At 47.4% G+C, this 23,848-nt stretch carries 21 protein-coding genes and 1 pseudogene; 12 read left to right on the top strand and 10 right to left on the bottom strand.

Annotated elements, in window-relative coordinates; all coding sequences use genetic code 11:
* Nucleotides 1–7: 7 nt before the first annotated feature.
* The gene (locus KJS69_RS21090; RefSeq protein ID WP_213585771.1) at nt 8–1,246 is read left to right on the top strand and encodes a phage baseplate protein; all 1,239 of its coding nucleotides are present in this window, start codon (nt 8–10) and stop codon (nt 1,244–1,246) included.
* A gap of 114 nt (nt 1,247–1,360) precedes the next feature.
* Here KJS69_RS21090 and KJS69_RS21085 read toward each other — a convergent pair whose 3' ends face one another.
* The 5 genes and pseudogenes from KJS69_RS21085 to KJS69_RS21070 form a co-directional block, all read right to left on the bottom strand.
* On the bottom strand, nt 1,361–1,504 hold the full coding sequence (locus tag KJS69_RS21085; protein WP_213585770.1) for a YjcZ family sporulation protein: 144 nt from the start codon (nt 1,502–1,504) through the stop codon (nt 1,361–1,363).
* Between the two features lie 99 nt (nt 1,505–1,603).
* Nucleotides 1,604–2,287, bottom strand: coding sequence for a class F sortase (locus KJS69_RS29770; RefSeq protein ID WP_249730641.1), 684 nt, complete (start codon nt 2,285–2,287; stop codon nt 1,604–1,606).
* A gap of 144 nt (nt 2,288–2,431) precedes the next feature.
* The gene (locus KJS69_RS21075) at nt 2,432–2,623 is read right to left on the bottom strand and encodes a hypothetical protein (RefSeq protein ID WP_213585769.1); all 192 of its coding nucleotides are present in this window, start codon (nt 2,621–2,623) and stop codon (nt 2,432–2,434) included.
* 224 nt (nt 2,624–2,847) lie between these two features.
* Nucleotides 2,848–3,090 (bottom strand): annotated as a pseudogene (locus KJS69_RS29765) (transporter); the annotation flags it as partial.
* A 170-nt stretch (nt 3,091–3,260) separates the two neighbouring features.
* Nucleotides 3,261–5,729, bottom strand: a complete 2,469-nt coding sequence (locus tag KJS69_RS21070) for a PAS domain S-box protein (protein WP_213585768.1) — start codon at nt 5,727–5,729, stop codon at nt 3,261–3,263.
* Between the two features lie 689 nt (nt 5,730–6,418).
* Between KJS69_RS21070 and KJS69_RS21065 the strand changes: the two genes are divergently transcribed.
* A complete protein-coding gene (locus tag KJS69_RS21065) occupies nt 6,419–6,574 on the top strand; it encodes a hypothetical protein (protein ID WP_213585767.1) in 156 nt (51 codons plus the stop codon).
* Nucleotides 6,575–6,695: 121 nt separating this feature from the next.
* Here the strand turns inward: KJS69_RS21065 and KJS69_RS21060 are convergent, their stop codons facing one another.
* A complete protein-coding gene (locus KJS69_RS21060; protein ID WP_213585766.1) occupies nt 6,696–7,610 on the bottom strand; it encodes a cation diffusion facilitator family transporter in 915 nt (304 codons plus the stop codon).
* 477 nt (nt 7,611–8,087) lie between these two features.
* On the opposite strand from KJS69_RS21060, the gene rpmB reads away from it, so the two are divergent.
* The 10 genes from rpmB to KJS69_RS21010 all read left to right on the top strand — a co-directional run bounded on the left by rpmB (nt 8,088) and on the right by KJS69_RS21010 (nt 18,666).
* Nucleotides 8,088–8,297 (top strand): 50S ribosomal protein L28, encoded by a 210-nt coding sequence (gene rpmB, locus KJS69_RS21055; RefSeq protein WP_213585765.1) that lies wholly within the window; start codon nt 8,088–8,090, stop codon nt 8,295–8,297.
* Nucleotides 8,298–8,360: 63 nt separating this feature from the next.
* A complete protein-coding gene (locus tag KJS69_RS21050) occupies nt 8,361–9,212 on the top strand; it encodes a GNAT family N-acetyltransferase (RefSeq protein WP_213585764.1) in 852 nt (283 codons plus the stop codon).
* A gap of 137 nt (nt 9,213–9,349) precedes the next feature.
* Entirely contained in the window at nt 9,350–9,970 is a 621-nt protein-coding gene (locus tag KJS69_RS21045; protein WP_213585763.1) for a DUF4352 domain-containing protein, read from the top strand.
* Between the two features lie 153 nt (nt 9,971–10,123).
* On the top strand, nt 10,124–10,837 hold the full coding sequence (locus tag KJS69_RS21040) for a stalk domain-containing protein (protein ID WP_213585762.1): 714 nt from the start codon (nt 10,124–10,126) through the stop codon (nt 10,835–10,837).
* A gap of 261 nt (nt 10,838–11,098) precedes the next feature.
* Nucleotides 11,099–12,364: an MFS transporter gene (locus tag KJS69_RS21035; RefSeq protein WP_213585761.1), complete on the top strand. Its 1,266-nt coding sequence runs from the start codon at nt 11,099–11,101 to the stop codon at nt 12,362–12,364.
* A gap of 312 nt (nt 12,365–12,676) precedes the next feature.
* Nucleotides 12,677–13,009, top strand: coding sequence for a hypothetical protein (locus tag KJS69_RS21030; RefSeq protein WP_213585760.1), 333 nt, complete (start codon nt 12,677–12,679; stop codon nt 13,007–13,009).
* 249 nt (nt 13,010–13,258) lie between these two features.
* A complete protein-coding gene (locus tag KJS69_RS21025) occupies nt 13,259–15,193 on the top strand; it encodes a heavy metal translocating P-type ATPase (RefSeq protein WP_213585759.1) in 1,935 nt (644 codons plus the stop codon).
* Between the two features lie 640 nt (nt 15,194–15,833).
* A complete protein-coding gene (locus tag KJS69_RS21020) occupies nt 15,834–16,598 on the top strand; it encodes a DeoR/GlpR family DNA-binding transcription regulator (protein WP_213585758.1) in 765 nt (254 codons plus the stop codon).
* A gap of 223 nt (nt 16,599–16,821) precedes the next feature.
* A complete protein-coding gene (locus KJS69_RS21015; protein ID WP_213585757.1) occupies nt 16,822–18,060 on the top strand; it encodes a cytochrome P450 in 1,239 nt (412 codons plus the stop codon).
* Nucleotides 18,061–18,093: 33 nt separating this feature from the next.
* Entirely contained in the window at nt 18,094–18,666 is a 573-nt protein-coding gene (locus tag KJS69_RS21010; protein ID WP_213585756.1) for a class I SAM-dependent methyltransferase, read from the top strand.
* A gap of 113 nt (nt 18,667–18,779) precedes the next feature.
* Here KJS69_RS21010 and KJS69_RS21005 read toward each other — a convergent pair whose 3' ends face one another.
* The 4 genes from KJS69_RS21005 to KJS69_RS20990 all read right to left on the bottom strand — a co-directional run bounded on the left by KJS69_RS21005 (nt 18,780) and on the right by KJS69_RS20990 (nt 23,733).
* Nucleotides 18,780–20,477 (bottom strand): DUF4855 domain-containing protein, encoded by a 1,698-nt coding sequence (locus tag KJS69_RS21005; protein WP_213585755.1) that lies wholly within the window; start codon nt 20,475–20,477, stop codon nt 18,780–18,782.
* 19 nt (nt 20,478–20,496) lie between these two features.
* Nucleotides 20,497–21,336: a carbohydrate ABC transporter permease gene (locus KJS69_RS21000; RefSeq protein WP_213585754.1), complete on the bottom strand. Its 840-nt coding sequence runs from the start codon at nt 21,334–21,336 to the stop codon at nt 20,497–20,499.
* Nucleotides 21,336–22,262 (bottom strand): carbohydrate ABC transporter permease, encoded by a 927-nt coding sequence (locus tag KJS69_RS20995; protein ID WP_374706690.1) that lies wholly within the window; start codon nt 22,260–22,262, stop codon nt 21,336–21,338. The genes KJS69_RS21000 and KJS69_RS20995 overlap by 1 nt, the downstream gene beginning before the upstream one ends.
* A gap of 97 nt (nt 22,263–22,359) precedes the next feature.
* A complete protein-coding gene (locus KJS69_RS20990; protein WP_249730639.1) occupies nt 22,360–23,733 on the bottom strand; it encodes an ABC transporter substrate-binding protein in 1,374 nt (457 codons plus the stop codon).
* Between the last annotated feature and the right edge of the window lie 115 nt (nt 23,734–23,848).

Here is a 23,848-nt window from a genome sequence, read left to right as displayed (position 1 = left end):
TGAAGTGATGTCAAAACAATTTGTAGCAGGAGATGCCCAGGATGTGTATCTGTTTGATCTGGAGCTGGCCAACGTAACGGTCAACCAGGGAATGGCCATTGACGAAGTGGCCGGGGAGATTTATGCTTCCCAAGTGTACGGCAATTTTGGCGGGAATTATGAAAGCTTTATTGTTACCCGCACTTCGTTAGGCGGCAAGATGCTGGACAGTATGATTTTTAAAAACGGAGGCCATGGAACATCGATTGGCGTAGAAAGGGCCAATGGCAAAGTCTATATTTGGACCAACATGTTGGATGTAAATGCTAGCGATACGTTAGTCACCCAATGGCTGTGCAGAGTGCCTTATTTGCCTAATGCCACTATTTCCATTAACGATTCCAGGGTGGAAAAGCTCAAAGAATTTCCTAATTCCAAAAGATATGAAACCCCTATGACCGATCCTAAAAATAATTTGGTCGCCTTAAGAATTACAGATACTACAAGCGGAAGTACGGTGAGCGAGCTGGAAGTTTACAACATGAGCGACGTCAAAAACGGGAATTTCAGCAATAAGCTTTATTCCTACTCTTTCACCTCGGGGATGAATAGTCAAGTGTTGCAGGGACTTGCTATTGATGGCTCTGATTTCTATGTAACGTTTGGTCAGGGAGCCAGTGATTTTCATTTGTACCGGGTCGATTTAACGACGGGAGCGATCAGCGAGGAAATCAACCGGCCGATCGGATATTCCCCCACCGGCAGCTATGTGGAAGGATTCGGGGAGCCTGAAGGTTTATTCTTGTATACGGACCCCAATACAGGATATAAAACGCTATTAACGGTTATAGTCGGAGATGCTGCAGGGAGACGCAGACAAAGACTTTTTGCGCTATCCAATAATATTGGGATTCATAAATTTCTAGGCTTTGCAGGAGAAAGAGCTCAAGGGGTACCTCTTACGAGAAACGATAATAAAGCTAAAAGAATCGATATGAGCAAGGTCCAATCCATATCGCAAATCAAGGAGCCGGGTTGTTACTATATGACCACGGTGGAAGGCAATACCATGAGCGACCATCCTATGAAGAATGTCGCCGGCTGGTGGTTGTATGTTTCCGGCGGAGATTCTGGAAGCGGAGTGAACTATGGTGTCCATCAAATCCTGGCAAGAAACTCCAGTGTACACGGCACAACGTTTTTTAGATCAGTTTCCAGTGCGGGAACAGCTTCTCCTTGGTTCGAGCTGAACATGACCCAAGTATAAACGCTCCAAATGCACAAAATTTTATAGATACTTCATTTCTAAAAATAAGGCGGCCAGAGACGGCCGCCTGTTTCCTGTAAAATACATACCGATTCAAGCTAGCGCTTTCCAGGCCTAAATAAAACATCGAGAGACAATAACTAAAAGAATGAATAAAACTAAAATGACTCCAGTCGAAGTAAATAAGCCGCCCAGTCCACCGCAACTACAACCGAATCCGCCACAACTACCGCCGAAACCTCCTAAAAATCCACCCATATTTTTCAAACCTCCTTTCTTTTGTACACCTTACATTATGCATTTGCCATCTGCTGGGACTGGGTATTTGAGTATAGATTTTATTGTGCCGTAACTCTATTATGGATTTATCAGTTGTGTGAAAACAACCAATCGCATTGCATGTTCTTGCGTCTTCTTATTAAATTTTCCGGCGCATGTAATCAAGTTAAGATAGGATTTATCGGCTGTATTGAAAATTCGATCAAGTGGGGCTTCAGAAGTTTTGAATACTTCAACGGATTGGACGGTAAAAGTTAATTTTTTTTCTAGTGAGTCGGATAAAATGATAAGATCTCCAGGCTTTAATTTTTTTAGTCCATAAAAAATAGCCGGTCCGGTATAATGGTCAAAATGCCCTGAAATAGCCGCACTCCCTTGTTCGCCAGGAAGGGTCCAGGGGCTTAGAATCCCAACTTGATCGAACTGCTTAGGCACACCCATTTGCCCATTCGGCAGTATAGGGACGGGGATGACATTGGCATCGATCTGAATGGCTGGAATTTCTAACCGTACTGGCATGATACCCTCAACATCGGCCTGATTAATCGGTAATGAAGGAGTCTCGACGACAGGCTTAGGTGTCGGTTCAGGCTCAGGTTCAGGTGATCGGGAAGAAGCTGTTTCCGGCACGCTGATCCCTTTTTCGGGTTCACTTATTTGCGATGAGGGTTGGCCGGGTTGGCCGTCTGAAGGTCCTGTGCCACATGCTGAGACTATAGACAGGATTAGAATGATGGAGAACGCCAGATATTTTTTATGCACTCAAATTCCTCCAGATCACCGAGGATAAACGGCTATCGCTGTCCTTTGGACAGGCGCGTTTACCATGAAATATAAGAACAGGTATAAGGTGAAAACTTATACTTTCTTATATTTTAAAAAAGGAGGGGATAATCCCCCTCCTTATTATTCAGTCTCGCTTGCTCCACCAGCGCCGGTTTTTGGCATTCCAGGTGTTACTTCTTTCATTTTAAAATGACCTTTATGTTCCTTCGCTTTTATGTGATGCTTGCCATGATGTGCTGGATCTGCAAATACAGATGAGGAAAAAGAAAGAACAAGACAGCTTGCAATCAAAAGTGATGCCATTTTTTTCATTTCAATATCCTCCTTTCTAAATATTAGACTTCATCCATAGGTTGTTCCGATTCGTTAATTTTATTCCTAAAAGGCTCCGAGAATGGATTTTTCCGCGGTTGCTGCTCCAGCTTTTTCCCGGTAAGAAAATACGCCAAGCCAATTAATATCAAGGGCTTAGCGTATATTTATTAAGATATTACAAAGCAAGGCTATAATATAAAACACCTTTGCTTTTGAAAAAATTAGAAGCATGTAAATGAGCTAATTTCTCTTAAGCTAATTCCAAAAATGACCCAAGACCTTCCCGTCCATCTGAATCCTGAAACCGAAACACGCCCGACAAAAGTTGGAAAAAACCAAAAGCGGTTCCCATTGGTAAGCCAAATAAAAGTGTTTCTAAATAAGCAGTTGGAAATAGCTCGGGGGTCCACTGCAAAAGCAGAAATGGTCGGTTCAAAAGGTGGAGGAGGGGATGTAGGTACCGGTCCCGGTTGTCCAACAGGTCCTGTAGGTGGAGGCATGAATGACAATTGCTTTCACTCCTTTTCTAAAGTGGGCTAATTCAATATATGTAGGAGCGGATTCGTTGGATTAAACAGATACCCAATTTAACTCGGTATACGACTATTTTTTTGCGAGGACTTCAGGGCCGTGATCATGGAGCGATAAGCGGCAAAATGATTTCCACCGTCGTTCCCCGGTTTTCTTCACTGGTTATGTGAAGATTTCCATGATGCTCTTTAATAATTTTGTTGCAAACCATTAGGCCCAGGCCCGTTCCTTTTTCCTTCAGGCTGTAGAAAGGCTCTCCAAGAAAAGGAATTCTATCTTGGGGTATACCGCATCCGTGATCGGTGATTCGAATGGAAACGCAAGGCATGGCATGTTGAATCTTGATCGTTACTTGCCCGCCTTGCGGCATGGCTTCGACCGCATTTTTGATAATGTTAATAAATACTTGCTTGATCTGATTTTCCTCACATTGAATGGGGAAATGATCAGATTCCGACTCTAAGGCTATTTGTACATTATTCATAAGTGCCAGCGGATACAAGAATGAAGTAACCTGGCGAATCAAGGTTTCTACATTTCTCTGTTCGTATCTCATGGTCTGGGGTTTGGCTACGGTCAAAAATTGGTCGGCCAGCAATTCCATTTGTTTGATTTCAGATAACATAACTTCGAAGTACCAGTTGTTCTTATCCGGCATCTGGTCTCTCAGTAAGCTTACAAACCCTTTAAGTGTCGTAAGCGGATTGCGAATTTCGTGGGCAATTCCTGCGGCCAGCTGCCCGACAACGGCCAGCTTTTCTGTTTTTCGCAGCGATTCCTCCATTTTCTTCAATTCCGTAATATCCCGTGAAATTAGCACATAGGCGACGGCATTTCCTTTATTGTCAAAGAGCGGAGCGACACAATTGCTAACGTCGATCAGGGTGCCATCCTTGCGAAGCCGAACGGTTTCATAGGGGATGGCATGCCGGGAGTTCAACAGATTGCTCCAAAGTTCTTCGGCTTCGCTCTGGAGATAATCTGGAATAGTGGGGAGCTCTTTGCCGAGCAGCTCCTGTTCTGTCCAGCCATATATTCTCTCAAAAGCTTCATTAGCTTTGACAATAAGAAGATGGGTGTCCACGATAAGGATCGCATCTTCCGTATTGCTCAAGTAGAAGTCCAGCTGTTCTTTAGTCGACTTCAAGTCCTCGAACATTTGCTGGTAGTTAGGCTTGACCTCCCGCACCGCTTCATAGACGCCCATGATTTCGTTATCGATAATGATTGGGAAGCTGCTGATAGTGACATAAACTCGATGCCCCAGTTTATGCAGGAAAATCGCTTCAAACTGTTGCAGCTCGCCGCCAACTGCCTGGGCAAAAGCTTGCTTCTTATCCTCCTTGCCGTCAGGAAGGATGAATTTGTCATGGTTGCTGATATCTCTCAACTCACTTATAGTATAGCCCAGCATTGTTGCGGCTGCCGGGTTGGCGTCGAGAAGAACTCCTTGCAAATCATAGCAGAAGATGGCATCGGGATGATGCTTGAACAATGAATTGTACAATTTATCATGGGGCAGAGCGCCTGGACGTTCACCGGCTTCTTCCTCTGGCAGATTAGAGGCTGCCAGGGACTGCCCCAGGCTGGGCAGGTGTTTAAAATTGGCTATCTCCGGTGGAAGGGCGTAGACAATCGATCCAATGGCCTCTCCTCCATAGTAGAAGGGCGAGAGTTCAAACCGCCAGTTTTTATGACCATCGTCCAATTCCCAGCTCATTCTGTCCGGAATCCTTTTGTTGGCGGGAAAAGGAGCCTTCATCCCATGATTGGCTGAAATCCAGCCCTTATCATAGAGGATCGGGGAAGCTTGAACGACCCGTCCTCCGCGATCTATAACCGCTAAAGGCAGGGTTGTTGTTTTGGTCAGCTCCGCAAAATACTGAGAAAGCTGCCTGCGTTCCAATTTCAGGTGATTGTAAAGCATGCTCTCGATTTCTCGAGCTGTTCCAATAACCGCCTCAATCGATCTCGGATCATAGGTCGTCCAGAAGCCGGATAAATCAATAATACCGAGAATTTCGCCGGTGCCGGGATCGCGGATAGGGGAGGCGGAGCAGGTCCAGCCATGTATTTCCCGGCAGTAATGCTCGCTGGCAAACACTTGGATCGGCATTCCGGTAACCAAAGCCGTACCGATCGCATTCGTCCCTGCGCTGCCTTCGCTCCAGTCTGCGCCGGGCGCCAGATTAATATCTTCGGCTTTGAGCAGTATAGACAAATCGCCATCGTAATAAATCAATTCGCCAGCCGCATTGCAATACGTGACGATATAGCCGGTATTTTCGGAGTGCTGCTTCAACTTCTTTAAGAACGGTTTGATCATTTGGAAGAGCCGGTCGGAATTGATGTATTCCTGAATTTGGTCCATTCCCAAGCTATAGGAGATTTCATTGAGAAGCGGATCAATTCCGAGCTCCTTACAACGCTTCCAGGAATTGAACATAAAGGGCCGGATATTGACCTGCGAGGACATTCCGGATATGAACTTTTCCCATTCATGGAGGATCATTAATTTATCGCTTTTCGGAGAACGATTATAACTGAAAGTATAGAACCCGTTATTTGTCATAATGGCCCCCTGTCGCACTATGATTGTAAATTAATGGAAGAATATTCCGCGAAAATTTATAATCAATATAAATGTATTATATTGGCATTATATTCCTCTATCAATATTTTATCGGATTGTATTACAATTTTAAAGTAAACGCTTACAAAAATATTAAAATTGAAGAGTGATCCGAATGGAAAAACCCTGAATTCCGTGGAATTCAGGGCGAGGAGAGGGAGCGGGTTAAATCCGATCGGGGATCGGCAAACCGGCTTTTTTGCGTATCTGGATTATTGCAGGGGATCTAAATCAGCCTCTCGCAGGTTCTTCCATAAACCATGATATATGGGTGCAGCGTGTGCAGATGAGGATGGTGGCATTTCGATTAGCCCAATCAAAACCTAAGAAGGTCGCTCCTCTGGAGTTAAGCTGCCGATAGTCCTTCTCAAAAGTATCATTCTGACAGCAGGGGCAAACTAGCGTAGTATTTCCAGCTTTATATTTCATAAGTAAGGTCCTCCCTTTTTTTTCTGTAATCTAAATTTTCGAAAATGTTACTATACCTTACGTTTATTATTGCCGAGCGTTTCTAAATTCCTCAAATCTTCAGCGCCATTCCCAGCGTATACCGGTGTGACAAAATGGCTGTCACCCCGCTTTTTTTGCTTTATAATTATTTTATCTAGTATGCTTGGAGGAGAGATGTTGTGGATAATGGTTTTTATGTAGGTTGGGGAACATTGGCTCTAATAAATGCGGGGCTTGCGCAAGGTAAAAACAGAAGCGGTCTGAATTGGTTTTTTATTTCATTGCTTATTGGACCCTTGGCTACACTTTTTATTGTTGTATGGGATAAAAAATAGCATTCGGGCGGTGGAGGTGGCGCTATGAGGTCGGACGAAAGGTTCTCGAATGGATGGATATAATAGAGAGAGGACCTTCGCCTCTCTCCAATGGGGGCGTCAGATGGTTGGCTTCAACGCCTCATTTAGTTGGCGATTTGTTTGTCGTATCCTTAAGCGGACGGTGAGTCAATCTTTCGTGTTCCGGCTCCAGATGGATAAACACTCTGGGGGCGTATAACACCTTTTGGATTTCCTTCTCTATCCGATCACATAGATCATGTGCGGTTACGATATCGGAATCGGAGGCAACGACCAGATGAAAGTCAATATGCTGCTCCGGTCCGGATCTGCGGGTTCTGAAATCGTGATATTCGATAAATTCATCTTTGTAGGAATCAAGAATGTTGCGCACTCTCTTTTCTTCTTCTTTGGACAGCCGGGTATCCAGCAAAGGCAGGAAGGACTCCTTGCCCAGAGAGAAGGCCTCTTTCATAATATAGATCGCAATGCCGATCCCGATCAGAGGATCGAGAATATAAAAATCGGTCAAGCTCACCAACAGCAAACTGAGGGCCACGCCCAACGAGGAGTAGACATCGGTTAACAAATGCAAAGCATTGGATCGCATGGCGACGGACTGCGTCTGCTCCCCTATTTTTTTCACAATGCCTCCTACAACGAAGTTGATCCCCGCTCCTACGACCATTGCGGCAACCCCCAGCATAGGGAGATGGATGGGTTCCGGATTTAACAGTTTTTGGACGGATTCGTAAATAATCCAGATCCCCGCTACAAAAATGAGCAGCGTTTCGATCGTACCGGATACATTCTCAAACTTGCCATGTCCGTAGGGGTGATCCTTATCCGGCGGCCGGGATGAAATTCGGACGGAGAAAAAGGCGATGACAGAAGCCATTAAATCGAGTGAGGAGTGAATGGCTTCAGAGATGACGGCCACCGATCCTGTAATGACTCCGACCATCAGCTTAAGTATGACGACGAAAGTGTTGCTTATGATGGATAAGCCAGCGGCTCTGGTTGATTTCAAACTCATCTCATCCTTTTCAATTCATTCCAAACCGTTTCATGCAGAACTTTTCCTTGTTAACAATTTTATCCGATGGAGATCGGGTGGGTCTACAGAAACAGTGTTGTGAAGCCTCTAATAAGTAGAGGGTGGTATAAATTGTTGGAGAGAACAAAATTTTGTGACCTCCTTCTCCATTGTATTATTGCGGAGGAAATGGTATAATATCCCACGGAGATATAGGGAAGGGGAATTTATTTATGCCAGCAACGCTGTAATGGTTTATTAATTCAATAGCGCCAAACCCGGATTTGTACACCAAGGGATTAGTGCGCCTATTTTTAACCATTACAGGAACGCTTGGTAATCAGTAGTTATAAACCTATGCGGACGCCTTAATCGGGTTGTCCGCTTTTTACGATATAGGAGCAAGAGCTATCTCCTTTAGTGAACGTTACTTTGCGTTCCTTCTACATCGAAAGCATCCGTAGGAGGAATGAATATATGAAGTGTAACCTTTGTGGTAAAAGAACAGTCGCTGCCAATCGAATCAGCCTATCCCGATCTCATGTGAGCAGAAGAAGCAAGCGCGTGCAGAAGCCTAATATTGTCAAGCGAAAAATGCTGATCGACGGTCAACCTATGACATTAAGCCTGTGTACCAAATGTTTAAGAACGCTTAATAAACAAGGAAGGCATGCGGCGAGGAAATAAGTGTCGAAAGAGCCCGGGAAGTGTATTCCTGGGCTTTATTATTAGGGATGGAGGTTCAATATTATGATTTATGAACTAGAGCCAAAATATTTTAAGCGATGTGACAGGCTGCTCTACGACAAAGGACCGCTAGAGATTAGGGCGATTATAGAAGGAAATAATCCTGGGCGAGTATTTGTCGATGATCTGAATTCGCCTCGGTCCGCGCTTGTCTGGCAAGGAAATCTGGACGGCTTTGGTTTGATCGGTGATCCGCATCACACGGTTTTTAATCGGGAGCTTAATGATTTTATTGATAATCAAATTGCTCGTGAAGTACGGAAGCTGCGGTTGGCTTGGTTTGAAGGATTCGGCCACCATCCCGCTTGGGATGGGACCATGGCCGCTTTATTTGCTCACCGGGGAGTAGAAGTGTGTAAGCAAAATGTCTACGTACCACAACCAGAACAAAGCAGAACTATTGGAGAAGCAGCTTTGGAAAAACTTCCCCTGGAGGAACTTTTCGTGAAGGAACCATACAGGCTGGTTAAACTATCGCCGGAACTGCTCGCCTCTACCGAATTAATAAACGGAAGTCTGGTCATATCGAACATCTTGCAGAACTGGTCTACCTTGGAGCATTTCTTCAAGCTAGGCATGGGATATTGTGTTCTTCGTCAGAATGAAATAGCCACTCTTTGCTATTCGGGATTTGTAGCTGGAAAGACTCATTCTATCAACATCGAAACGGCAGAAGCCCATCGGGGGAACAAGCTCGCGCAAATAGCAGCCCGCGCTTTTGTCAGACAATGTTTAGAAGAGGATAAAATAGCTTATTGGGATTGCTCCGACGATAATCATCCCTCGAATGCGGTCGCTCTCAAAATGGGTCTAACTTTAAAGTGTCGCTATAATGTATTTTGTTTCCGTTTCTAGCCGAATCTAGGCTATAACTTAAGAATTAGATCCGAAAGGACTAGTTTTATGAAAATATTATGAAAATAGAACTAGAAACAATAGTCGAAATATGGTAAAGTGATGTAGTAAAATTTACCTAATCGGGGGATAGAGAATTGAAAAAGTCATGGATTTTAGTCTTACTAGTATTTCTTGTTGCTTGTTCCTCATCTACTGGCAAGGAAGCGGAAGGAACACCTAAACCAAATGATGGTGCGGCTCAAGGGGCTCAAACAAATGACAAAGAGGGTAACAGCGAAGGCAGTAAAGACGAAGGAAAAGACGAGGGAAAAGAAGAGAGTAAGGATGCAGAGAAAGACAAAGCAGAGCAAGAATTCGCAGTCGGTGATACTTTCAATTTAAAAGATTGGGAAGTTGTTGTCGAATCTTTTGAATTTAATCAATCTGTAACGGGCGGGATGCTGTCCTCTTCTGCAGATGAAGGAAGTAAGTTTCTAGTTCTGAATCTGGCTGTTACCAACAATGCCAGTGAGGCCCAACAGTTTATTGAAATGATTGGCGGCACCAAGATTAAAGCCATTTATAATGACAAATACGAATACAAAATTTCAATAACGTTGATTGACGGCGATCTGGCCAATGAAAGAGTACAGCCATTGTCTACGGCTAAAGGGTTTACGGTTATTGAAATGCCTGACAAGGTGGTCGAAGCTACCGAAGGCATCCATGTTCTTTTTGACATCGACGGTGAAAAAGCCAAAGTTAAAATCAGATAGTTTCTTCCATACAGTGGACGCCTATTCGGGCGTTCACTTTTGGTTTATATAAGAGTAACCAGACGATATAATCCTGCTCAGGTTTGTTCTTGAACGGATTGGTGATTATGATACAATAATAGGAACGATTTCCTATAGTGAGGTGTGTCGAAATTGAGACGAAAGCTCATGATTACCGCTCTTATGTCTATTGTTGTTGCCGCGTCCATGTCCATTGGCGCATGGGCCGCCAGCCATATGGAACCCATTAGCGCTTTTTTGAATAAAGGAATCCAGGTAGAATTAAATGGCAGCGTTCTGCAATTTAAGGACGAGCAGGGTGGGGAGCTCCATCCTATTACCTATGATGATAACACTTATATCCCCATCAGATCTGTTGCCGAATCCTTAGGATTATCGGTGACATGGGACGGAGAGGCGAATAAAGTCATTTTAAACGAAGGGGGTCCTCCGACCGCGCTGAAAAGCTTTAATGTGAAGGAGGAGCTCGTGAGCGGTCCAATGAAAATTTCCATTTCCAAAGTTACCTTGGACCCCGCCTATAAAAGCACTCCGTATTCCAAAGCCGTGAACGCGGTTGTCCTCAAAGTGGAAGTGGAGAATACGTCCGGTGAAACCGTAAACTGGCGTCCCCATCAAGGCAAGCTTGTTCTGAACACGAAGGAGCAGATCGAAACCGCGATCTATCATTCGGACCCGGTTGGCGGCGAGTTCAGGGGGCAGGTGCTGAAGAAGGGAAATATTGTTTTTGAAGTCGAGAGCAATCTGGATGAGATTAAAAGCTTAACCTATTATATTTCCGAACCCTATAACGATCAGTCCGATAGAGTCGGGGATGAAGTGAGCGTCCAGTTTGAATTAAAATGAAAAGCAAGATGTGCAAGTGCCAATTCCGTTATAATAGTTAAAAAAGTATAGCACAAGGCAGCAAGCTGGCGTCGATATTTTATCGGCGCCGGCTTTATTTAATTACGCGCCATAACGAAGACAGCCGTTTACGCTTAAGAGCGTGGATAGAGGGTTCGGTAGGAAATAACAATTTATACATAAAAATTCGCTTGCGCGAAGCTCTTATTGCCTGTATTCTAATTAAGTTGAAAATTGAAAAATTCTTCATAGAAGGAGTGGATGATCATGTCCACTACGTCCCAAACTTCTTTCTCAGGATTGCTCCGCAATCGGTTCGTCCAGGCCATTTTACTGTCCGGCTTGTTACTTCAGATTGGAATATGGGTTCGTAATTACGCGATATTATTGTTTGTCATGGAAATGACGAATGAAGACCCGTTTGCGGTGTCGATGATTTATGTGGCGGAATTTGCGCCGATCTTTATCTTTTCGTTTATTGGCGGTACGTTTGCCGACCGCTGGCGTCCGAAGCGCACGATGATTTGGTGCGACCTGCTAAGTGCAGTATCGGTCTTCGCTGTTCTAGCCACGCTTATATTTGCTACGTGGCATGCCGTATTTTTTGCGACCTTAATTTCGGCCATTCTGTCCCAGTTCTCTCAGCCATCCGGAATGAAGCTGTTCAAGATGCATGTTCCGGGGGAGCAGATGCAGATGGGAATGTCGCTTTACCAGACGATGTTCGCCATTTTTATGATATTGGGACCGGTTCTGGGCACATTCGTGTATCAATCCTATGGCATTGATGTCGCCATATTTATTATGGGGATATCCTTCCTCTTATCGGCTGCGGCATTAACTCTTCTGCCGGCGGATCAGAAAGAGGATAAGGGCAAGCAGGCCTCATCGGTTCGCGAAGAAATGGCGCAAGGCTTTCGATATGTTCTGAACAGCCGCACTCTGACCTTGCTGGGAGGCTGCTTTATGTCGGCCGGCTTAGCGATAGGCTTGATCCAGCCGCTGGCTGTGTTTTTGGTGACAGAGCGATTGGCTCTGGATAAAGAGAATTTGCAATGGCTGATGGCGGCCAGCGGTATCGGCATGATCCTCGGTGGCGCTCTGGCCATGGTCTACGCACGTAAGATTGCTCCTCAGCGGATGCTTGCTTTTGGAATGATCGTCAGTGCTGCCGGCATGCTGATTACAAGCAATTCAACCGTCCTGTGGTTAACCTTGGCCGGGCAATTTATTAGCGGCCTTGTTCTGCCTGCTATTCAGATCGGGATTAGCACTCTGATTCTGCAAAATACGGAATCCTCCTTCGTGGGACGGGTGAACGGAATTCTGAATCCATTATTCATGGGTTCTATGGTACTGACGATGATGATGTCGGGGAGCCTCAAACCTGTGGTGTCTCTCGTAGGCTTGTATGGAGTGGCCGCTTGTCTGTTCGGGATCGGGGTGTTCATCATTTCCCCGCTGCTGAATCGTTCGTTCCAGCCTTCGATTATGGAGCCCGTCGGGGGCGGAGCTCCGGAATCCTGACCCCGATAGTTGATCCAATAATCCGAGCCGACAACCCCATCCAATGCATAACCTTAACTCAATACTGCATAACTCAATAGCTCGAAATATTGAGTTTAAGCCGATCCGGCAGGGATCGGCTTTTTGTCGTACGAAAGAAGAGAAGAGCCCGCTGAAGGTTGCTTTGCTTTCAGGTCGAATAGATTATGGTTAGGTTAGGCGATCGGCCTATTTATGTTTTCCTGCAGATCCATTAGGCGAATTCCCTCCACAGACAACCCTGTTATTCTCATCTAATGAATTATAATCTAACAATCGTCGGAGGGGAGAAAGATGTTCCAACAGAAACTGACCCGTAGAGTCAAAGAGGCTATGCGTAATTTGGAACAGGCGGACTTGATCCATCTAATGAAAAACTCTGATAGAAAGCCGCCATTGAAACCGTCGCCAAAGAGGCAGTCAGCCGATCCGATCATTTCATCCCATAAATCATCCGGAATGGAAATGTCGGATGCTTACATTCGGGATTTCTCGAATCCTCATGATTTATATGTTCGTATTCACGGGCATCTGGATGATCTGCAGGAGATGACCGAGGGGATTGAACGGCTCGTTAAAACATCTGCACAGATTGTCCGGCAATTAATCCGGAATGGCAACCGTTAATAAAATTTATTTGTCGGGTATCATTCAGCTTGTTTTATGGATTTGGAATGTTTATCATGAAAGTAGGCAAAAATATAATTTACAACTCCTCCTAAATACTTTATAATAATTATTAAGTAGAAATTAATTTAAATCAATAAGATGAGAATTTGGTTCTTCTTGCATGCTGCTCCTTATAAGGAGTGGCATGTGTCATTTTTAGGGAGCTAACAATAGTAATCATTCTCATTGAGACAGGAGGGTATAATAATGAGCACTTCGATTCCGACCGCAAAAGAGACGTTAAACGAATCCTCATACCATGATCAACGTGAAGAAAAAGGAAGCGATTGGATGAGTAAATATGGAGAAGGAATAGCCGCCCTGGCGAGCGGAATTTTGATCGCTGCTGCTTGGGGAATTGGGTATGTGTCGGAGCCGGCGTCTGTAGCCTTGTATTTGCTTGCTTTTGTTGTGGGTGGCTTCGTCAAAGCGAAAGAAGGCCTGTATACGTTATTTGTCGAGAAGGATCTTGATGTCAATTTACTGATGATTTTTGCCGCTATCGGGGCCGCCAGCATCGGGTATTGGACCGAGGGAGCTGTTCTAATATTTATTTTCGCCTTAAGCGGTGCCCTCGAAACCTATACGATGCAGAAGAGCAGCAAGGATATCTCCTCATTGATGGACCTCAAGCCGGAGACGGCCCTTCTGTACAAAGATGGCACAGAAACCGTAGTGCCTATCGGACAGCTGGCGGTGGGCGATCTTGTCCTCGTGAAGCCCGGGGAAAGAATTCCAGCCGACGGCGCTATCCGTGAAGGCAGCTCTGCTGTCGATCAAGCTTCGATTACAGGAGAATCCATTCCTGTCGACAAAGTGCCTGGAGACGAAGTGTTCGCCGGTACGCTGAATGGCCAGGGAGCCTTGTTCGTAGAAGTAACGAAACCTAGCGAGTCCACCTTATTTGCTAAAATCATCAAGCTGGTGCAGGAGGCCCAGAGTGAGAAGCCGGCCTCGCAGCTGTTTATAGAACGATTTGAGCGAATTTACGCCAGGGTCATTATATTGATCACTCTGCTGCTTATTGTCGTACCGCCTTTCCTGCTTGACTGGGGATGGGAGGATACATTCTATAAGGCAATGGTCTTCCTGGTCGTAGCCTCCCCTTGCGCTCTGGTCGCCTCCATTATGCCCGCCATGCTTTCTGCGGTATCGAACAGCGCGCGTAAAGGGGTTTTGTTCAAAGGCGGGGCTCATCTGGAGAACATTGCGCTGACGAATGTCGTCGCTTTCGATAAAACCGGGACGCTGACCTATGGCCAGCCTGCGGTGACCAACTGGGTCGCTTACCAGGGCTTGAGCGAGGAAGAGCTGTTCGAAATCGCTGCGGCTATCGAGAGCTTGTCCGAGCATCCGCTGGCTAAAGCGATCGTGAACAAGGCCCGGGAACAAGAACTGCAAATCGGGCGGGCCTCCGGGCTGAAGGCACTGACCGGCTGGGGCGTACAGGCCGATTACCGGGGGGACACCTGGAAGATCGGAAAGCCCTCCTTTGCCGATAAGGAACGGTTGTCGGCAGAGGTGGAGGCGGTCATAGAGCAGTGGGCCAACGAAGGCAAGACCGTCACTGTCATCCAGAATTCGCAAGGGGTTGCGGGAGTGCTCGCACTGCAGGACCGCATCCGCCCACAGGCTAAGCAGGCTATTGCGCGCCTGAAGAAGCTGGGAATCACGGTAGCTATGCTGACGGGAGATCAGCAGAGAACGGCTCAAGCGATTGCCGAGGAAGCGGGGATCGACCTGGTATTCGCCGAATTGCTGCCGGAAGATAAAGTGCAGCGCGTCAAAGCGCTACGAGAGAAGTACGGCAAGGTGACAATGGTCGGAGACGGAGTGAATGACGCCCCGGCGTTGGCTACCGCAACGGTAGGCATTGCGATGGGAGCGGCAGGCAGTGATGCGGCTTTGGAAACAGCCGACCTTGTGCTGATGAATGACGATATCGATAAAATTTCGACGGCCGTTGAGCTTGGCCGCCGGACCAAAAAAATCGTCAAGCAAAACATTGTTTTTGCAATCACCGTTATCGCTCTGTTGATTATTTCCAACTTCGTTCAGGGAATAGCTCTGCCCCTCGGTGTCGTTGGACACGAAGGCAGCACGATTCTTGTCATTTTGAACGGCTTGCGCTTACTGCGCTAATAGATGGTTGATTCAGAACAGCTTTAATCATTGCTAAATCCGAATCGAGAGCCGGTGGGGGAAGACATGGCAAGCTTCCAAGAGGGTGAACCGTCGCCCTCTTTTTTTTATTTGATCCTATTAAGAAAGAGGGTCTATTTGACAAAGAGGGGCTAACTGAAATAATCTATTAGCGGCTATCCATAAATTATTTAACTTTCGCTGAGCGTTAAATTGGCTCGACGGCCCGTTGTGTTTCGATCCATGGTGTATGGAATAAGGGAACTGCAGAAATCAAAAAAACACCGTTCTTCGGGAAACGCCCGGTCGAGCCACTTTGAGAAAGCCTGCAATTATGCAGGATTTAAGACCGTTTTGTTCCGATTCCGCAGCAGAGCCTGCAAAAATACATCTTTTTTCTCGTTCTAGTGGTGATCGGGTCGTTTTATATAGAAATTACTGTATAATCGCAGGCTTTTCGCTTGAGCTTCGAATTCAATATATAATAACTGTATGATCGCAGGAATTCGTGTCCGCTAAAGGAACAACGAACGGGTAAGCGTGCCACTTATATAGAGTGTTGGGGTACGGTTGAGTTAGTTATTTACTATTAATGTTTATAAAACCGATTTTAATTATATATCCAACTAGGAGGGATCAAATGCTGGCCGCCGAAAGAAAGTTTCGAATAGTAGAGTACGTCAACCAGAAACGGGTAGCAACGGTAGCGGCGCTTGCCAAGCAATTTCAAGTTCATGAGGCGACCATCCGCAGGGATCTCGCAGAGATCGAGCAGGAAGGGCTGCTGCGCAGAACGCACGGAGGAGTCATTGTCGTGGACGGGCGGGCTAATATGGAGCCGTCCTTTGTAGAGCGGGTTTCGGATCAATTGGAGCAAAAGAAGCTCATCGGTCTGAAGGCGGCCGAGCTAGTCGAGGATGGGGAGCATATCATCCTGGATTCGGGGACTACGACGATTCATATTGCCCATCATCTGAAGAATCGATCCAATGTAACGGTCGTTACCAACGATATGAATGTTGCTGCAGAGCTGCGGGATGCGCCGGGGGTTAAAGTGATTGTAACGGGAGGGGAACTCTATCCTTCGAGCTTTATGCTGAATGGAATGTTTACGGATCAGGTTCTGGGAAGCATGCATGTGCAGAAGGTGTTTATCGGGACTCCGGCGATTCATCCGAAATACGGGCTCACTCATCCGGAAGCGCAGCTGGTCCCGGCCAAGCAAGGAATGATCAGTGCAGGGCAGGAAGTCATTGTAGTGGCGGACGATACCAAGCTGGGCAAAGTCTCCTTGCATACGGTTGCGCCGATTCAGTCTGTCCACACCTTAATCACTGGAAAAGAAGCCTCGCCTTCTCACATCAAACATTTTCAGGACAGCGGAGTCAACGTGATAACCGTTTGAAGCGTAAAGCTCCATTAGTCGTCATTAGTATGGAAGAGCTTCACATTTCTTGTTGTCGTAAATTAGAGTTAGCAATAAAGGGTGTTTTGGAGTAGAGGAGATATTTGGAATTAAATTCCACATGTCACCTATCTTCCAACGCGCCTTTTTGTTATGATATAGAAAATTATCCATATTAGCGAATATTCGCATGGAAATCATCGACATTATTTGAGGTGAAGCTATGAATGAGGCAAGCAGAAGGTCAGCTGAAGAGGAAGAGGAAGAGGTCATTTTTCAACCGAACACCCCTGAGTTTTTTGCTAATCCGCATTTACAGTATCGGGCTTTGCGCTTGAGGGAACCTGTTTACGCTGTGCCGGATTCGAACTCATGGCTGGTAACCCGCTATGACAATGTCGTTCATATTCTGAAGGATGGCCGATTTGGAAAGAGATTGGATTCTTCAGGGAAGCCCAAAGAGATCGAGGAGGATATCAAGCCCGCTGTCGAGCTGCTCGATCTGTTTATGCTGTTTCGCGATCCTCCGGATCATACCCGGCTGCGGGGCTTGGTCAGCAAAGCTTTTACCCCGAGAATGATTGATACGCTTGTTCCGCGCATCCAGGCAGTTACGAATGAACTGCTGGAAGAACTGGCTGAACGGGAAGAGGCGGAGCTGGTCGCGCAATTTGCTTTTCCGCTGCCTGTCATTGTCATTGCGGAAATGCTGGGCGTTCCCGCGCAGGATCGTCAGAAATTTAAGGATTGGTCAAATCTGCTTGCTCGATTGATCGATTACCAGGCTCCCCGCAAGCTATTCGTGGAGGGCAGTCAGGTTGTTCTGGAAATAACGGAATATTTGAAGAGCATTATCGCAGAACGGCGACTCAACCCGCAGAATGATCTGATCAGCGGCTTGATCCGAGCGGAAGAGAATGATCAGAAGCTGACGGAGAATGAGTTGATCGCATCGTGTGTCCTTCTGCTGGTGGCCGGACATGAGACGACGGTTAACTTGATCGCCAATGGAGTGTACACCTTGCTCACTCATCCTGAGCAGCTTCGGCTGCTGCAGGACAGGCGGGAGCTGCTTTCCGGCGCTATTGAAGAAGTCTTGCGTTATGAGAGTCCGATACAGATGACCTCCCGGCTGGCGCTAACCGATGTTACCATCGGCGGAAGGACCATTAGCCGGGGCCAGGAAGTGCTCCCCGTAATTGGTGCGGCGAATCGAGATCCAGAAATCTTCGCCGATCCGGATCGGTTCGATATTACCCGGCAGCCCAACCTTCATCTGGCCTTTGCCGCAGGAATTCACTACTGCCTGGGAGCCGCATTGGCTCGGGCGGAAGGCCAGGTGGCCATTGGCTCCCTGCTGCGTAAATTTCCCCGGCTTACCTTGGCCGATCAGGAGATCGTCTGGCGGGAGATGGTCGTCTTCCGCTCGCTGTCACAATTGAAGGTCAGTTTATCCCGATAATCCGTAAACTCTTGATAAAGGAGGAAGATCAGCATGCACGAACGTCGTTTTAATCCCGCTAATCTGGAGAGGCTTGATAATCCGGAACGCCGCAAAACTTTGCCTCCCGAGCAAATATTGAGGCTGCTCCCAGTACAACCGGAGGACACGATCCTCGATGCTGGTGCCGGTTCCGGCTATTTCACGATTCCCGCGGCGCGGATGACGGAGGGAGTGGTCTACGCTCTTGATGTGGAGCCCCAAATGCTGGAAGTTTTAAAAAGCCGAGTGGAGGAGCAGGGACTGACGAACGTAGAGAGGAAGGAAGGCCCGTTGGAGGCTATTCCTTTTGCTGATGGCTGTGTAGATCATGTCATTGCTTCCATGGTGCTGCATGAAGCGGAGCCGTTTACCCAAGGAGCAGCCGAAATCAGTCGCGTCCTGAAGCCGGGAGGGCATCTGCTATGCTTGGAATGGGAGCACAAGGTGACGGAATCGGGCCCGCCGCCGAGTCATCGCATTCCTTCGGAGCAGATGGAGGAGGCTCTGAAGGAAGCCGGATTAGAAGTGGTTCATCGGGAGAATCCGTCGGATGCCATCTATTTGCTGGTCGCCCGCAAGCAATAATTTAGGGCCATTATATCAGCGTCAACATGACCCTGATATAATGGCCCGCAGCCCAGCAGTGAAGCAAACGCGCGCCGGACGGGCGCGCGTTTGCTTATTCGGCCGCTTCTGTCTTACCTGCGCGCCTTGTATTGGCCTTTAATAAATTGATAGGTGCGGTCATAGACTTCACGCGCGTCGGGGTCTCCGGATTGTGCTGCCTGAAGAAGTGTTTTCACCTGTTGATAATAGGCATTGTACGATCCTGTCATATACCCATGCTGGACTCCTTTATCCAGATAGGTGTAATATTTATCCCGCATGGCCGGGTCTGTCAGCACCGCATCGCTCATTTCGATTTCCACGCCCATGCCGTGAGCGCGTGCCGCCTGAGCGATCGCATCCACACGTTCCGCCGACGTATTGTGGAACATATAATTAGGCTGCATGAGAGCGGAATCGAAGCCAATGTCCTTCCATTCATCCCAGCCTCGTCCGAAGTAATAAGGAATCCATTGCAGTCGGGCCCCTTTGGAGCGGACATAATCGCCAGCTTTACGAATCAGTTGGCCGTCCATCTCTGAGAGCTGGTATGCTACGAATTCGTTATACCAATAGAACGAGGCCAGTTCAATGTCCGTATATCCGGCTTGTTCCCAACGATCGTACACTTCGTCTACGAACCAGCGGACTACCTTATCCCGGCTGGCGAGAGCTTGCTCCTCACCGACCTCGCTCACCTTCATATTCTCGCTGATCCCGTCTCCGTCCACATCGCCAAAATCGTTCTGGTCCGTGCGCGGATAAGGGATGGCAATAGCCACTTTTGCCTTATACGAAGGATTCCCCAGCTCGGCCTTGGCTTCCTTAACCGCTTCGTTCAGCGCCCCTAGCTCATAGTCGTCCCGGAATAACCGGTCGAGGTACGATTCAAAATGGGCTTTAGCAGTAGGCTTGCCGGCCGTCGGTCCGAAGTTGGCGCCATCCATCAGCGGGGCATAAGGGAGGAACAAGTAGCTGTCAAACATATAGTCCACCCGGTTCATATCTGCATCTACATAGGAAACATAAGGCTTGAAATCGTCTTTGCTAAAAGAAATCCAGTCAGCGGGCTCATATGCCCATTCTCCTGTGTAAATCAGAACTTCATGCCCAATGCCTCCGGTTTGCTCCGTTCCCGACTGGGGGTATTTTATTTTGTCTTTGGGCCCTTGAGGCGAAGGAGTCAGCGGCCGTCCGGAGCGATCCGGCGTACCCCATATTTCGATTTCATCCATGAACATCCAGGAGTCTACCGCCACCTCCAGTTTGACGTAACGGGCCACTTTGTTAATTCCTCGCAGGGTCAGCTTTTGCGTCAGCGGTCCTGTTTCCGTCGTTGAGATTTCATTATGCACGGTATCGAGATTTTCCCACGTCTTCCCATTCCGGGAGATGGAATAACGGACTTGTTTAGGGAAGAAAATCCCGACCGGCAAATCCTGCAGCACGCTGACGGAGATGTCCTGAACCGTCGATATTTGTTCCAAATCGATCGTTACGATCCGGCTACCCTGCCAGATGCTTCCGACATATTTTCCGCTTGAGAAAGTCGTTCCGCCATATTCTCCGTCGGTCAATTTCTTTCCCGCTTCATCCTTATGGGCGGCTTCTACGTTGCTAAAATGCGGATCTCGCGGATAAGGTGTCTCCAATGTATAGCTTTTGCCCAGCGCCAGGTTCATCAGGTTCTCGTTGTCGGGAATGGCGGATTGGGACAAGCCGACGGCGGGTACAACAGTAAGGGCCATAAGGATGGCAACCAGCAAAGAGAACCATTTATTCGACTTCATCGATTCATTCCTCCTAGTGTCATTTTAGTCCGGTTAATGAAATGCCTTGAATGAATTTTTTCTGGACAAAGAAGTACAGGACGACAATCGGCACGGTAAACATGGTGGCGGAAGCCATCAGCAGCCCCCAGGAGACCTTGTGCTCCCCGATGAAAGCCCGCAGGCCGACGGATAGCGTCCATTTGGCCGGATCATTCAAATAAATGAGCGGGCCGAGGAAATCCTTCCATTCGTTCAGGAAAGCGAATAACGCTACCGAATAGAGGGCAGGCTTAGCCAAGGGAAGGATAATTTGCCAATAAATCCGAAATTCCGACGCACCATCGATTTTGGCCGATTCTGTCAATTCATAAGGAATCGTTAGAAAAAACTGCCGCATTAAAAAAATGTAGAAAGGGATTCCGAACAAATTCTGTAAAATGATCGGCCAGTAAGTATCGACCATGTTCATCTTGTTGAACAAGACATAAACCGGGATCATGGTCACTTGGTAAGGCAGCATCATCGAGCCCATCATGACGAAGAACATCAGATTGCGGCCTTTAAATTGCAGCCTTGAAAATCCGTAAGCGGCAAGCGGTGCGGAAATGATCTGGCCGAGGACCGCCATCCCGCATAGAAACAATGTATTGAGCGTATAGCGGAAAAAAGGGATCGCATTGACGGCGTTGGAATAATTAAGCCATTCGAACGTGCTCGGCCACCATACAACAGGCAGTGAAAAGATTTCATCCTCCGTCTTCAAGGACGTTAGCACCAGCCATAGAAAAGGAAGCAGAAACAGCATTCCGACGAGAAATAGCCCGATATGTGGAATGATATGAGTGCGCAGAGAACGTGCTGTGGACGGTCTGGCCATTATTTCTCACCTCCGTAATACACCCAGCGGGCCGAGGTTTTGAACACAAGCAGAGTCATTCCCATGACAAAAAGAAACAAGATCCAAGCCATGGCTGACGCATACCCCATATTTAAGAAGGAGAAGGCGGTCTGGTATAAATAAATGGCATAGAAAAGCAGGGAATTTTCCGGGCCTCCGACGGATTGGGAAGCTTCTGCAAAGATCATTCCTTCCGTGAAGAATTGGAAGTAGCCAATTAAGCCAATGATGAGCAGGAACAGGGTCACGGGCGAAATAGATGGAAGGGTAATGTTCCAAAATTTTTGCCACCGACCGGCCCCGTCGATTTCCGCCGCTTCATAGAAGGTTTGCGGAACGTCCTGCAAGGCGGCCAAATAAAGAACGGTATTCGTACCGGTTGCCCAGAACCCCATCAGAATAATGGCCGGCTTAGTCCATAGAGGATCGACGAGCCAATTGGGGCCTTCCAAGCCGATAAAACCGAGTAAATCGTTGACTAGCCCGTATTGCGCGTTGAGCAGCCACATCCATAAGAGCGAGCTGGCGACGGCGGGAACAAGAGTCGGCAAGAAATAAATCGTTCGGTAGAGCGCCTGCCCCTTCACCTTCGTATTCAGCAGCAGCGCCATCGCTAACGCAAAGGCGAGGTGGGGAAACAAACCGAATACGATCAGATAACCCGTATTGAATAACGAGAGATAGAATTTGTCATCGGCAAAAAGATTGACGTAATTTTCGGCCCCTACGACATCGGGCGGGGAAAATAAGTTGTATTCCGTAACACTGTAATAGAACGACATCAGAATCGGATACAGCTTAAAAATGACAAAGCCGAACCACCAAGGGCTGGTAAACAACAGGCCTATGAGGATAGCTTTGAGCTGCCTGCGTTGGACTCCTCCGACTTTAGTTCGTAATTTCAACAAGGCATCCCGGCCTCCTTTATGAGAACATCGTGGAAGAGGCGGTCCAAGGACCCCCAGTCATGAAGCGGACTCGGACCGCCGTGCTCACATCGGTTCATTTATTCGCTTTATCTGCGAGCGGCTGAATTTTCTCGGCTACTTTATCCATCGCCTGCTGAGCGGTGGTTTGCCCATTCAACGCTTTTTCCGTTTCTTCGCTCAACGCCTGCAAATACTGATTGATATATACGTTATTGGGGAACCCTTGCAGATTCTCGCTTTTGGCTCTTTCATAGAAATCCCACATCGTGCTGAGCTCTTCGTTCTTCGTCAATCTTTCGTCATCCAGCGCCTTAATAACGGTGGGGATGACTTTCGATTCTGTCGAAAATTCTACCTGCGCATCGACGCTCATCAAGTATTGCAGGAATTCCCAAGCTTCATCCGGATGCTTCGCTTTCTTCGGGATGAAGACTCCGCGTGGAGATACCATTCCGGCTCCTTCCAGATCCGGGCTATCCGCCGGATAAGGAAACGGTGCGATGCCGATAGGACCGTCCGGCGTTCTTTCCTCAGTGAAGTTGTATTCCCAGCCGATAATCATGGCGATTTGACCGGTCAGCATCGGATCCTGCGGCGTTCCTCTTTGTCCCAGACCGGATTTGAATTTGCCCAGCGCCTCGTTGCCGTACAGCTCATAGAATTTACGCTGATACTCGATGGAGGCGACGTTTTCCTTGCGGTTCGGGGTTACTTTGCCGTCATCACTAACCCACGATCCGCCGAAAATGACTGGCCAGAACACGTTGTCGATCCATGGATAGTCCGGCATAAATCCGACGTTCGTAATATTGCCCGATCCATCCTTCTTGGTTAATTGGCCGGCGTAATCCAACAATTGCTCCAGCGTCTTGGGCGGTTCAGACAGTCCCGCCTCCTGAAAAGCTTGCTTGTTATACATAAGCGTATTGGCCATACTCATAGTGAAGGGGACGCCGTAATGCTTGTCGCCTACTTTCATCCTTTCCATTGCAGCGGGAACGACCGACTTGACATCGAAGTTATTCTTGGCGAAGTAATCGTCCAGCTCCAGTACGGCCCCGGCATCGGCCCACGGACCGATGTTGTTCCAGAAGGTAAGAGCGACATCCGGCGGATTGCCCCCGGAAATCGCTGTTAATTGCTTGGTTGCATCTTGATTGCCGAGCACTTTGACCTTGATCCGGTCCTGCTTCTTATTGAAGGCTTCGACCGCGGCCTCAATGGGGCCCGAATCTTTCTCGCTCCATACATGCCAGAAAGTGATTTCCACGGTATCCTTCGGTTTGTCCGAGGGCGTGTCTTTAGGTTTATCCGTTGGTTTTTCCTCGGGTGTAACCGATGGCGTCACTCCCCCTGCCGAGTTGGAACCGGTACTGCACCCGGCCGCTAGAACGCTGATCAATAAAGCGAACAACATAGGAGATATCATTTTCTTTAGATGATTCATTGAATAAACTCCTCCTTGGGGCATAGTTATGGATTAACCTTCCAATTGGCTTATCGCTTGACTTGTTAATTATCTGGCTCTCTTCTCTTCAGGCTTACTCACTCTCCCTTCTGTA

This window comes from Paenibacillus sp. J2TS4 (assembly GCF_018403245.1).
In the GTDB taxonomy this organism is placed as follows: domain Bacteria; phylum Bacillota; class Bacilli; order Paenibacillales; family NBRC-103111; genus Paenibacillus_L.
The sequence above is the reverse complement of the archived record's forward strand: the minus strand, read 5'-3'. Positions and strand labels throughout refer to the sequence as shown.